The organism is Limnobacter litoralis, assembly GCF_030160455.1.
Lineage (GTDB): Bacteria > Pseudomonadota > Gammaproteobacteria > Burkholderiales > Burkholderiaceae_B > Limnobacter > Limnobacter litoralis.
In genome coordinates this window covers 69,279-82,597 of record NZ_BSOJ01000001.1, presented here as the reverse complement: position 1 = coordinate 82,597, position 13,319 = coordinate 69,279, and the positions used below count along the sequence as shown (strand labels likewise).

At 55.3% G+C, this 13,319-nt stretch carries 8 protein-coding genes; 4 read left to right on the top strand and 4 right to left on the bottom strand.

What is annotated here, in order from left to right; translation table 11 throughout:
* Positions 1–18: 18 nt before the first annotated feature.
* Entirely contained in the window at positions 19–1,629 is a 1,611-nt protein-coding gene (gene urtB / locus QQJ87_RS00385; protein ID WP_284279275.1) for an urea ABC transporter permease subunit UrtB, read from the bottom strand.
* 11 nt (positions 1,630–1,640) lie between these two features.
* Complete coding sequence (urtA, locus tag QQJ87_RS00380) at positions 1,641–2,927, bottom strand: urea ABC transporter substrate-binding protein (protein WP_431310060.1); 1,287 nt, start codon at positions 2,925–2,927, stop codon at positions 1,641–1,643.
* Between the two features lie 197 nt (positions 2,928–3,124).
* Between urtA and QQJ87_RS00375 the strand changes: the two genes are divergently transcribed.
* A complete protein-coding gene (locus tag QQJ87_RS00375; RefSeq protein ID WP_284279274.1) occupies positions 3,125–4,093 on the top strand; it encodes a hypothetical protein in 969 nt (322 codons plus the stop codon).
* A 20-nt stretch (positions 4,094–4,113) separates the two neighbouring features.
* Here QQJ87_RS00375 and QQJ87_RS00370 read toward each other — a convergent pair whose 3' ends face one another.
* Both QQJ87_RS00370 and QQJ87_RS00365 read right to left on the bottom strand, forming a co-directional pair.
* Positions 4,114–5,034: a response regulator transcription factor gene (locus QQJ87_RS00370; RefSeq protein ID WP_284279273.1), complete on the bottom strand. Its 921-nt coding sequence runs from the start codon at positions 5,032–5,034 to the stop codon at positions 4,114–4,116.
* Entirely contained in the window at positions 5,031–8,456 is a 3,426-nt protein-coding gene (locus QQJ87_RS00365; RefSeq protein ID WP_284279272.1) for a hybrid sensor histidine kinase/response regulator, read from the bottom strand. The genes QQJ87_RS00370 and QQJ87_RS00365 overlap by 4 nt, the downstream gene beginning before the upstream one ends.
* A 352-nt stretch (positions 8,457–8,808) precedes the next feature.
* Between QQJ87_RS00365 and QQJ87_RS00360 the strand changes: the two genes are divergently transcribed.
* The 3 genes from QQJ87_RS00360 to QQJ87_RS00350 all read left to right on the top strand — a co-directional run bounded on the left by QQJ87_RS00360 (position 8,809) and on the right by QQJ87_RS00350 (position 13,317).
* Positions 8,809–9,546, top strand: coding sequence for a pseudouridine synthase (locus QQJ87_RS00360; protein ID WP_284279309.1), 738 nt, complete (start codon positions 8,809–8,811; stop codon positions 9,544–9,546).
* Between the two features lie 94 nt (positions 9,547–9,640).
* Positions 9,641–10,939 carry an MFS transporter gene (locus QQJ87_RS00355; RefSeq protein WP_284279271.1) on the top strand — a complete coding sequence of 433 codons (1,299 nt, stop codon included), beginning with the start codon at positions 9,641–9,643 and terminating at the stop codon, positions 10,937–10,939.
* Positions 10,936–13,317, top strand: a complete 2,382-nt coding sequence (locus QQJ87_RS00350; protein WP_284279270.1) for a putative bifunctional diguanylate cyclase/phosphodiesterase — start codon at positions 10,936–10,938, stop codon at positions 13,315–13,317. Before QQJ87_RS00355 ends, QQJ87_RS00350 begins: the two co-directional genes overlap by 4 nt.
* Positions 13,318–13,319 lie beyond the last annotated feature (2 nt).

Below are 13,319 nucleotides of genomic sequence, written 5' to 3'. Positions count from 1 at the left end.
AAAAGTTCAGCACGGAATTCATTCGGCGGCCCTGCCTTTTTGTGGAAACAACCCTTTGGGGCGCTTCTGGATAAACAAGATGATGAACACCAGCACCAGAATGCTGGCCAGCACCGCACCGGTGACCGGCTCAAGAAACTTGTTGGCCACACCCAAGGTGAATGCAGCCACCAGGGTGCCCAGCAAATTACCCACACCGCCAAACACCACCACCATGAACGAATCGATGATGTAGCTTTGGCCCAGATTTGGCCCCACATTGGTCAACTGGCTCAACGCCACGCCGGCAATGCCCGCAATGCCGGAGCCCAGGCCAAATGTCATGGCGTCGACACGGTCAGTCTTGATGCCCATGGACTTGGCCATGTTGCGGTTCTGGCTGACCGCGCGCACATTCAAACCCAACGATGTCTTTTTCAACACCAGTTGCAACAGAAAAAACACGATGAGCGCAAAGGCAAGAATGCAAAGCCGGTTCAGGGTGATCGACAGATCGGGATTGATTTCCACCGAGCCGCTCATCCAGCTTGGTGCCTGCACTTGCCTGTTCAGCGGCGAGAACACCGTACGCACCGCCTGCTGCAGCCCCAGGCTGATGCCGAAGGTTGCCAGCAAAGTTTCAAGGGGTCTGCCGTGCAAGAACCGGATCACGCACCGTTCGATCAACACACCGGTTGCGCCAGCCACTACGAAGGCCGCCGGAATGGCCACCCACAGAGACTCATCAATGTGATTGGGCATGGCCAACTGAACCACGTAGGTGGTGTAAGCGCCCAACATCATCATCTCGCCATGCGCCATGTTGATCACGCCCATCACACCGAAGGTGATGGCCAAACCAATGGCCGCTAACAACAGCACCGAGCCCAGGCTTAGTCCAAAAAACAGTGTGTCGACCATGCCATACAGATCACTTTTGAACTTGATTTTCTTCAAGGCCTCCACAGCAGCGGCCTGAACCTGCGGCTGTGAGGGGTCTGCCTTCAGGCGATTCAAGAGATTTCGAACCTCACCACGCTGGCTGCCTGCCAGCTTCTCAATGGCATTCACACGTTCTACGGGTTTGGCAGAATGAACCGCCGTGTTCATGGCAAGCGCCAGGTCCATGGCGTCTTTGACACCGCTGCTTTTTTCATGGATGCGGGCCTCCTCCAGGGTCTGAATCAGGGTCGGATTCAAGTCAGCCAACAGTGAAAACACAGCCTCTTGGCGCACCTTGGGGTTGGGCGAATGAATTTGAATTTTCGAGATCAGCAGCGAAAGCTGGCCTCTTAACAGGTTGTTGACCGGTACAGCCGACACATCATCGCTTGTCACGTCTTGGACAGGCTTGCCAGTCAGTGCGTCAACAAAAAGGGATTGATTGCCCTGATCCTGCTCAATCACGAGGTCGTGGGTGGTGTCCACAGAATACAGGCTGCCATCGCGCATGGCCTGAAACAGAGGCAACATGGCGTCACCCCCTTTTTCATCCAATTGCGCCACCAGCGCGGGGGAATCACCCAGACTGGCCGTGGCCAGCTGGTGCATCAGTTCTGCCAGCGGGGGCTGAGGCGCGGCACTTTGTCCATGGGCTGCGCCACACACCAGCCACAAGCTGAACAGGGTTGTCAGGGCGAATCGTTTCACTGGGTTCCTCGTCAGAACTTCTGGCCAATGCACTTCTTGGTTTTGACGTTGTAATTGCCGCACATGATGGGTGGAGTCCAGTCGGCAATCAGGTCTTTGGAACCAGGCAGGTAATCAGACCAGGCGTCACCGGGCACGGTGCCTTTGGTTTCAGACACCACCTGAAACTGACCATTGCCCTGAATTTCGCCGATCAGCACTGGCTTGCTCAGGTGGTGGTTCTTGTTCATTTCAGCCATGCCACCAGTCAGGTTTTTCACCTTCTGACCAATCATGGCCTGCTCAACCTTGTCCACATCGGTGGTGCCGGCTTTCTGAACGGCTTGCACCCACATCTTGAAACCGATGTAAGTGGCTTCCATGGGGTCATTGGTCGTGCGCTTGGGGTTCTTGGTGAAGGCGTGCCATTCCTTGATGAAGGCCTTGTTCTCGGGCGTCTTCACGCTCTCGAAGTAATTCCATGCGGCCAGGTGGCCCACCAGCGGTTTGGTGTCGATGCCAGACAGCTCTTCTTCACCCACCGAGAACGCCATCACAGGAATGTCCTGAGATGAAATACCCTGGTTGCCCAACTCCTTGTAAAACGGCACGTTGGCGTCGCCATTGATGGTTGAAACCACGGCCGTCTTTTTGCCAGCGCTGCCAAACTTCTTGATGTCAGAAACAATCGACTGCCAGTCTGAATACCCAAACGGCGTGTAATTGATCATGATGTCGCTGTCCTTCACGCCTTTGGATTTCAAATAGGCTTCCAGAATCTTGTTGGTCGTGCGCGGGTACACATAGTCGGTTCCGGCCAGTACCCAGCGCTTCACGCCCAGATCCTTCATCAGATAATCCACCGCCGGAATGGCCTGTTGATTGGGTGCTGCACCGGTGTAAAACACGTTTTTGGAAGACTCTTCACCCTCGTATTGCACGGGGTAGAACAAAAGACCGTTCAATTCTTGCAACACGGGCAAAACGGATTTGCGCGACACTGATGTCCAGCATCCGAAGATCACAGACACGTGGTCTTTGCTGATCAGCTCGCGGGTTTTTTCAGCAAACAAGGGCCAGTTTGAAGCCGGGTCTACCACCACAGGCTCCAGCTTCTTGCCCAGCAAGCCCCCCTTTTTGTTCTGCTCATCAATCATCATCAGCACCGTGTCTTTCAAGGTGCTTTCAGAAATTGCCATCGTGCCAGACAAGGAATGGAGTACGCCCACCTTGATGGTGTCTGCCGCATGGGCCGCCAATGACGCCGTGGCAGCGCCTGCCGCAATCGCCAGGCTCAACGCCAGTTTTTTCATGTTCATCGTATTCGCCTCAAATCAGGTTGATCAAAACTTCGACCCCCCATTGTTGGTCAGCGCCCCTGATTTGAACCATGCGCGAATTGACGCAAGGCACTACGTCAAATGACGTACCTCATTTAAAAAATGCTTTGGATTCAATGGAATTTTCAGAATTGGATTGCCACTCAGAAGCATTCCGAACGAAACGGGACTCTGCCGTGGCCACCCCTGAATTCAAAAACGCCCTACTTGGGCTGCGCAAGCTGTTCAACAGCAAATCCACTCACAACAAACCAGCCTCTGCGGTCGATGCACCGGCACCGGCACGGGCACAAATACCGGGGTTGGTGCAACAGGCCCTTCTGTCACTGGGACCAAAACGCACTGAAAACATGCAGCGTGAACTGCTTGTGATGCATGCCTGTCTGGCAACGGTTTTGAACGAACACCCCCTGGCGCTTCAAGAAACCTTGACCACTGGAAATATCTCACTGGCAGTGCTGGAGCAACTTTTCAGTCACCCCGAGTTCGGCTTCGAGCAACACGAATTCCTCAGGGTGTTTCGGCTGAGCCAACACTTCAGGCTTGTGTCGGGCAATCATCCCGCTGACAATCTGCCAACCTATGAACTTGCCCAGCACTGGCTCTCTCATCAGGCGCCCTGGGCTGTTCAGAAACTGTTGAATAGCCTGCCCGACAAGGGCGATGACACGGCGGCCGAACATGCCTACATGCGTGCCCTCATTGCCTGCTCACCGCTTCCTGCCAATTTTCAGGTGCCTCTCAAATTGTCCATCGAAATTGCCCTGCTCGCCAGTGAAATTGACAATCAGGGTCAGCCCCTGCATGACCTTGAAAATTTGCTTCGCGCACGCCTGTATGGCGTCACACCCGTCAAAACACCACGCGACCCGGCCTCACTGATGCTGACCGAATACCGAAACAGGCGACTGGCTCTCCTGAACCATGGATTGGTGAGTCACCAGGGGGCACTTGAAGTGTTTCAACAAATTCAAGCGGGCGAAATTGATCCGCTGCTTGGCTGCAACGTGCTCAGCAGCTTCATTCGCATGGGGCTGTCTTACTGTGATGATCTGCTGTACCAAATGGCCGAGCAGTTAAACCATCACCGACGGCAGCTCCACCCAAACCGGATTCGCAAAACAGCGAATTTGCCTACACACTGACATTCCCGGAAATCCACCCCTCAAGCAATCGCCTTCGCAAGGGTTGCCAAGGCGATGCCTGCCGCAGCTGTCCGATTTTCAACACCCAGTTTTGAAAATACCTGCTCCAGGTGCTTGTTCACCGTGCGGGGGCTCATCCCCAGAATTTCCGCCACCTCCCGGTTGGTTTTTCCGTTGGCCACCCAATTCAAAACTTCAGACTCGCGTTCGGTCAAACCGAGTCGCTGTTTTAGCAAGCCTGCTTCGTCGGGGCGATTGCCCTCACAAAGCCTGAACAACGCCTGTCCACTTTCTGACAAGCCTTGAAAACGCATCAACAACCCCTTGACAGGCCCATCGATTCGCAGTTCGCTGTGGAGGGCGGGCCCCGGCGCAAGCCAAGCGCGCAACTTGGGGGCCAATGTCTGCATTTGCCACGCACTGGAGGCGCCAGCCTCTTCCAGCAGGGCATAAGCCAGGGGCGTGGCCCATTGCAAATGCCCCAGCGCGTTAAACATGGAGAGATGTTGCCCTGCGTGGTCCAGTGCAGACTGGGCACTGTGAGTCAACCTTGCATTGCTCAAGTGCACCTTCATTCTTGCCAACAGCTCTCCGGGGCGCACGGGCTTCACCAGATAATCCACACCACCAGACTCAAGCCCCTTGACCACATCGCCGATCTCATTCAGACCGGTCATGAAAATGACTGGCACAGCGGCCAACTTGCTGTCCGCCTTGATGGCTTTGCAGGTCTCAAAGCCATCCATATTGGGCATGACCGCATCCATCAACACAAGATCCGGACGAATTCGACGCATGATGGTCAGTGCTTGCCTGCCCTCAAGGGCAACCAGCACATCCATGCCTGCCGCTTCCAGAGTGTCGTTGATCAAACTCAGGGCGTCCGGTGAATCATCCACCACCAGCACCACATCGCGTCGCTGCTCAATCGTATTGTTCATGTCGTCAAGGTTTCCAGGCATTCAGCCAACACTTTGAACTGCAAGTTTCGGCACAACTCATCCAGATGTCTCAAAGTACCCTGATCCACGGCTTCATCCGCGGCCAGTCTGTCCAAGGCACTCCTGACCCCGCGCAGATAGCCAATCTCACAGCTGCTTTTCAAATCATCAAGGGCGTCGCAGGGGGCAATTCGGGACAGGGCTGGCTTTTGCGCCAGACACGCGGGCTGAGTGGCAGACGCGCAGTCGTCCTGATGGATCCAGTTCAGATTCAGGGCCGCGCCCATTTTCTCAAGCAACTTGGCCACACTGACCGGCTTGATGAGGTAGTCGTTGTAGGCCTGCTTTGCGGCCGGGTCCCGGTGCTGTTCCTGCACATCGGCAGACAACATCAGTATGGGTGCCACAACACCACGCTCACGCAGGGCCCTGGCCAAGGTCAAACCATCCATCACGGGCATGGCCACATCCAGCAGATATAGATCTGGTGTCGAGAATTCCAGCATCGCGAGCGCGGCAGCGCCATCAGGGGCTTCCAGCACTTGAAACCCCAAGGGCACCAGCAGATCACTCAAAAAGCCACGAAGCATGGGGTCATCGTCAACCAGCAGTACCGTTTTTCGATCACCGGCGTATCCAATTACCGCAGTGCCAGTGTCCACCTGTGGGGCCGGATTATTCACCCAAGGCAACATCATGCTGACGGCAAAGCGGCTTCCTTTGCCAGGCTCGCTGCTCACCTTCAGGTCTGCGCCCATGATGTCGCACAGCAATCGGACAATCGTCAGGCCCAGGCCCGTGCCCGGCAAATTGGCGGTTGCAACGCTGCGAACCCGTTCAAAGGGTTGAAAAATACGATCCATGTCTGCAGCATCAATGCCGGGGCCCGTGTCATCAATCAGAAACTCAGCCACCTGATTTCTGTACTTCACGACAAACCACACCTTTCCGAGTTGAGTGTACTTCACCGCGTTGGAAAGCAGATTGATCAAAATCTGCCGCAGTCGCTTTTCATCCGTGGTAACAACCGACGGCAAAGGGTCTTGCACCCAGCATTCAAATTCAATGCCCTTTTCAGCCGCCTGCACCCGAAACATGTCGCTCATCTGCTCAATCAGCTCAGGCAAACGGACCCGATTCCTGTTCAGAGCGAGTCGCCCTGCCTCAATTTTGGAAATGTCCAGCAAACCCTCAATCAGGTCTGCCAGATAGAGACCGCTTCTCTGAATAATGGCCAACGCGTCAGCCCGACGCCCACCCGGCAAGGTCGTGGCCACCCCCTGCTGCAGCAATTCTGCGTAACCAATGATGGATTGCAAGGGTGTTCTTAATTCGTGACTAATGCCACTGAGATAACGACTTTTGGCCTCGTTCGCACGTTCAGCCAACTCCTTGGCCTCTTGCAGTGCTGCGTCAGTGGCCTGATGCGCCTCGATTTCACGAACCAGCTTGCGGGTTTGTCGATTCGATTCAGTCTGAGCCACCAGCCTGCTTTCGTGGGCCAGGATGAACAGCCAAGCCACCACACCCGACACAATCAACAAAATAAAATAGACCATGTAAATGGCTTGGGTCAGCAAACTGTGTTCACTCGGGTTGACCGGATGCAACTGTCGAAAAACCAGCGACAACACAGCCGCATTCAACAGTCCAAGCAGTGCCCACAAAGCCGCAAAACGCCCCAATCGTGAATTCACCCGCTTGACCCACCGGGGACTCAAAAAAAGATGAAGGAAGGCAATCACCTGATCCGACAAGCGCGCCTTGGGCTTGCAGTTGTCCAGGCACCTCACATCAAGCGAACAACACAGGGAGCAAATCGGACTTTCATAGGCAGGGCAGTACGCCATGTCCTCGCGCTCAAATGCATTGTCACAAATCACGCAGGTCAGGCTGACCGTCGGCTTGTAACGCACATATTGGTCACCCGCTTGACGCCTTTCTTCAACGATCGGAATCAACTCCAGGGACTGACGGGCCAGATAAAAGCGGCTTCGCGTCAAGCAGGCAATCGCAGGCACACTCACAAAACACACGCCAAGACTGACAAAGTGAGACAAAGTGGCCAGCACCGGACCGAAAACACCCAAATAGCACAACAAGCCAGCGGCCGTAGCCAACAACATCGAACCCACACCCACGGGGTTGATGTCGTACAAATGAGCCCGTTTGAACTCGACAAAAGACGGGCTCAGCCCCAGGGGTTTGTTGATCAATAAATCAGCCGACAAAGAGCCCAACCAACTGACTGCCACAATGGCAAATATGCCCAAAATGGCCTCCAGAGCGCGATAGATGCCCAGTTCCATCAAGATCAGCGAGATGGTCACATTGAACACCAGCCAAACGACTCGCCCCGGGTGACTGTGGGTTACACGCGAAAAGAAATTGGACCATGCAATCGAACCGGCGTAGGCATTGGTGACGTTGATTTTCATTTGCGACACAATCACCATCAGCCCCGCCAAAACCAGCGACAGCGCAGGCGAGTGGGTGAGGTAGGCGAACACGCGCTGGTACATGTAAGTGGGGTCACCCGCAACCGCTGCAGAGGCACCCTCAGTGAGGGCCAGATAGGCCAGAAACGACCCGAGCCCCATTTTAATGAGACCCACGAAAACCCACCCCGGCCCGGTTAATACCAGCCAAAACCACCACTTGCGGTGATTTTCACGGGTTCGTTCTGGCAGAAAGCGCAAATAATCCACTTGCTCGCCAATTTGCGCCACCATGGCAAACAGGACGGAGGCCGCTGAGCCAAACAACAACACATTAAAATGCGCCGCCTGCGGCTCAGGGGCGTACGCCATCCAGTCTGGAACTCTGGCCCACTCATGCCACCCCACCACGAAGAGCGCCGCACACTGCAGCAGCACCCACAGCCCCTGCGTGCCAGACTGAAACTTGCTGATTGCCCCAATGCCGTGAGTCACAATCGGTATGACCGCCACAGCACACAGGAAGTACGCCACAGGCAGGGGAATTCCAAACAGAGCCTTCAACGCCGAGGCCAGAATGGCGGCCTCAATGGCAAAAAAAATAAAGGTAAACGACGCATAAATCAGCGAGGTAATGGTCGACCCCAAATAACCAAAACCGGCACCACGGGTCAGCAAATCAATGTCCAGCCCATAACGGGCCGAGTAGTAGGCAATCGGAAAGCCGGTCACAAAGAACACCAGACACACCGTCAACATGGCCACAATTGTGTTGACAAAGCCATCGTTCATGGTGACCGCAGCAGCAATTCCCTCGAGAGCCAGAAATGCAGTGGCACCCAAGGCCGTTTTACCCACCATCTCGATGGACATGTGTCGCCCCTTGCGCGCGGTAAATCGCAAGGCGTAGTCTTCCATGGTCTGATCGGCAACCCAACGGTTGTAATGCCGACGTACCTTGAAGATCTTCTGGGAAGCTGTCATGACATTCGCAACGCACCAACACGGTGCACTAAGACAAGTGCCTTTGTGCAAGCAGACTTTGTGCCAAACGCTTGAATCACATACAATGCGGCAAAGCACTTGCACTTGTACCCCTCTTTCAAAGAACACCCCCATGAACAAACCCGCAGGCGGCCGCGGCCCAGGCCCTAGACCCAGCAACCGCACCGCCAGAAGTCCAGCCCCGGCTGCGAAGCCCGCCTCCACACGCGCCAAAGCAGGCACCAAACCGGTCGGCAAACCCGCCCTGAAACGCATCACAGACCGACCCGCCGCCCCCACAGGCGTAAGGCCCCGCCGCAGCCGCGTCAGTGGCACCAGCACCATCGACATGATGGACCCCACGGAGCCACAACGGCTCAGCAAAATCATGGCGGCCATCGGTCTGTGTTCACGCCGTGAAGCGGATTTTCTGATCGAAAAGGGCTGGGTGCGCGTGGATGGCAAGGTGGTGTCTGAACTGGGCACCAAAGTATTGCCCACGGCAAAAATCGAGCTGGATGCCAAAGCCAAAAACACGCTTGGCAAACAGGTCACCATTCTGTATCACAAGCCGATTGGCGTGGTGTCAGGTCAACCCGAGGGGCGCTACAAAGCCGCCATGGAATGCCTGTCACTTGAAAACCAGTTCGACCGCCGAACCAGCACTCCCTTTCAACCCGCCATGCTCAAGGGGCTCGCGCCCGCCGGGCGGCTTGACATCGATTCAACCGGCCTGCTGGTGCTGACTCAAGACGGTCGAATTGCCAAACAACTGATCGACACCCACTCCACCGTCGAAAAGGAATATCTGGTTCGTGTCGAAGGTGAACTGGGCGATCGCGGGCTTGAACTGCTTCGCCACGGCCTGAGCATGGACGGCGAGGCCTTGAAACCGGCCAAAGTCAGCTGGCAAAACGAAGATCAGCTGCGCTTCGTGCTGACTGAGGGCAAAAAGCGCCAGATCCGCAGAATGTGCGAAATGGTGGGTCTACGGGTTATCGGGTTGAAACGGGTTCGCATTGGCCGAATCATGCTGGGGGATCTACCCGTGGGTGAATGGCGTCTTCTCCAGCCAGAAGAGCGGTTCTAACGTTAAAAAACGTTTCTTTTCGGGCGATTAGCGGCCCATCCGGGCGAGTAATCTGTGGGTTGTAGTGAACAAATACACCCAAAGAGAACGCCGCATGCATGCCAACCGTGCCCTAGAAAGAACATCCCTGCAGGCCATCCGCCGCAATGCAGACAAGCTGTGCGCCGCAGTGGCGGGTCTGACGCTCGCAGCAGGCCTGGCACTGGCCTTTCCAAACCCGCATTATTTGGCCATTTTGGGCATCGCGGTGGCGCTCGCTGCCGTCTCGCTGGGCTGGACAGCACTGCGTGGCGGCACCAACTCAAGCATGGTGATTCAAGCCCTGGTGTTTGCCGGCGCAAGCGTGCTGAACATGCAAACCAGTCACTACGCCCCCTTCTCACTGGAAACACCGCTGGTGTTGCTGGGCGTATTGCTGATGTACCGAAACCCTCTGCCCATCGTCCTCATGGGTGCAAGCACCCTGCTTTTCCAGTTCGTTTTCATCGCACTGACAGAACACACCCTGCTCTCGCCCGTCTTGTCCAGTGCAATCATGCTGGGGCTGGCCACAGCCCTGATGATTCCACTGGCGCGTCGCCTGGCGGTGCATGCTGCGTTGGCCGATGAAAGCGTGCTGATTCTCAGCCGCCTGCACAACAAAGGCAAGGTCAACTTTGCGACACCCATCGCAGCCAACAGCAAAGGCGAAATTTCAGACCTGGCCAAAACCTTCAACGAATACGCCGAAAACATGACCTTCGTTGTGGCTGGTTTTCAAATGTTGAAATCCGACATTCAGGAAATGGCCCAACTGACCGAACCTCTCGGTCACGATCACGTGCGTCAGCAAGATGAAAACAATGCAGCAGCCAACACCCTGCGCGAATTTGTGAGCCATTTGGGCAAGCAGACCCGACTGGGCCAAAACACGGCCGAATTGTCCAAAAAAATGACCGACGACTGCTTTGACCTGATCAATGAGCTGAATCAGTCCGTTGAGCAACTCAACAAAATCAACAAACAGGCCTTCGACTGCAACCGCCTTGTTGAAGACCTCGCCCACGATGAGCACGAAGGTGAAGTGCAAACCCGCACCCTGCAAAGTCTGAACTCAGCCTTGGGCCACCTGGCCGAGCGCACACAGCAGTTCATGACACGCATGGATTCATTCAAGACCGGCCTTAGCGCCATTGAAAACCAGTCGGTGTCTGTCGACCGTGCCACCCACCAGTGGGTAGAAAGCGGCCACGCCAACCAGCGCAAAGGCTGGGAAGTACTGGGCATCCTGGAGCGTATGCAAGCCCGCACAGACCAGGTGTTCTCGGTCATGAGCAATGGAATCAACACGGTTACCCGATCCCGCGATGTCATCAAAGAGCTGGATCGACGGTTGGAGCGGTTTGAAGTATGAGCCTGAACCGAACCCTGAGCGACCCCATCGTTGCCGAACTGCTTGAAAGTAAAAACCAGCGTTATGCACTGATTGGTCTGGTGGGCGGTCGACTTTCATTGCTGGCCGCCAGCAAGAAATTTCGCCAGGAAATCGGTTTTGCCAACACCGAACAGTTGTTGATTCGCCGTTATGGAAAGGACGTCTGCGACGAACTGGCCATCGCCCTGCGTCATCATCAGGGCTGGCTGGTGGACCTGTGCATCAACGGCCAGTGGCATCAGCTGAAAATGTGGATTCAAAACGGCTTCGGCGTGCTGTATGAATACGGCATACAGGCGCCTCCCGAGGCCGCCGTGCTGGAAGTGCCCGACCCGGACAACCCCGAAGACCCACTGCCGCGCAGTGTGCTGTTACAAGTGGACACCAACGGTCGAATCATCAAGGTCAGCCGCTCATTGGCACGCTTTCTTGGACAAGAGCAGGAAGACCTCGCCGGTGTAGACGCCATCAACATCGTGTTTCGCACCGACATCGGTCAGTTCAAACGACTGCTCAACCAGATCCGCTTTCACACCGACACCGTCGAGGGTTCGTTCAGGCTTCGCAACACACAAAACCGGATTGTCTACTTTGACTGGACCGTGGCCAGCAATGGCAACGAACTGCTGCTGATCGGCAAAGCCAGCAAACTGCACATCGAAGAAGCCCTCATCAAAAGCGAAGAACGGATCAACAGCATCCTGGAATCGATGGACGACGCCTTCTTTGCCATCGATTTCAATGGCTACATCAGCTACATCAACGAAAAAGGTGCTGAGCTGCTGGGCAAAAACAGCACTTTGCTGCTGGGCCGCCAATTGTGGGACCGGGCGCCGCACCTCAAAAAAACACCGTTGTTCAAACACCTCAACGAGTCCAAAGGCAACGGCGAACACGCCTCGTTCCAGTGGCAAGACCCGCAAGACGAAACCTGGTATCAGGTCAAAACCTATCCCAGTCAGGATCTGGTGTCCGTCTTCTTCACCGACATCAACAGCATCAAGCAAAACGAAAGCAAGATGCACCACCAAGCCACGCACGACTCGCTCACCGGTCTTCCCAACCGATTGGCCCTGTCGCAAACACTGGCTGAACTGATGGCCGAAGATCAGGTTCTGGACTTCCGGATGGGGCTGCTGTTCATCGACCTCGACGGATTCAAAACCGTCAACGACACACTGGGTCACGACTGCGGCGATGACCTGCTGGTCGCCGTGGCCAACCGACTCACGTCAGTCGTTCGCAAATCCGACATCGTGGCCCGTCTGTCTGGCGACGAATTCGTCATCACCCTGCCCTTCATCGCCGATCGCGACATCGCCTTCAATGTGGGCAAGAAAGTGGTGGATGCCATCAGTCAACAGCCTTTCATCCTCGGTGAGAACCGCGTTTATGTGGGCGCCTCAGTGGGTGTGTCGCTCTTTCCGGACGACAGCAAAGACGTTGAAAGCCTGCTCAAGCACGCAGACATTGCAATGTACCAGGCCAAGCAATCCGGCAAGAACACGGTCCGAACCTTCCGGCAGGACATGAGCGACCACCTGCAAATCAAGGTCAAACTGGAAAATGACCTGCACGACGCCTTGAATGAGGACCGCATCGAATTGCACTACCAACCGCGATTCAACGCCAAGGGCCGAGTCATGGCTGTCGAAGCACTGGCGCGAATGCGCGGGCGCGACGGCAACCTGGTGCCACCGGTGCAGTTCATTCCCCTGGCCGAAGAAACCGGTCTGATTGTGCCACTGGGTGAACAGGTACTGCGAAAAGCCTGTGAATGGCTTGCTGCGCTGAATGCCCAGCTTGAAGAGCCCATAGCCGTGTCGGTCAACGTGTCAGGCATTCAATTGATGAGTGGCCGGCTTTCGGACACCATTCGGTCTATCCTGAAAGAGACCCGAATTGCCGCTCACCTGCTGGAACTGGAACTGACAGAGACGGTGCTGATGCAGCATGAAGAATCCATTCATGAAGACCTGAACAGACTTCACACACTCGGCGTTGAATTGTCCATTGACGACTTTGGAACCGGCTATTCATCGCTGTCTTTGCTTCAAAAAATGCCGGTGCAAACCATCAAACTCGACCGCTCTTTTGTGGCCGACCTGCCAGACAACCAAGACAACGTCATCATCTCGAGAACCGTACTGGCCATGGCCAATGCCATGGGGCTGGGTGTGGTGGCAGAAGGCGTAGAAACCGACGCACAGCGCGATTTTCTGATTGACGAAGGAATTTTGCAACTTCAAGGATTTGGCCTTGCCCGGCCCATGCCTGCAGAAGACGCCGCTAAATTTATTCTTTCGCAACAGATCAATCATCCAATTGCGCATAAGATAGTCCCCGAGACACTTTGATA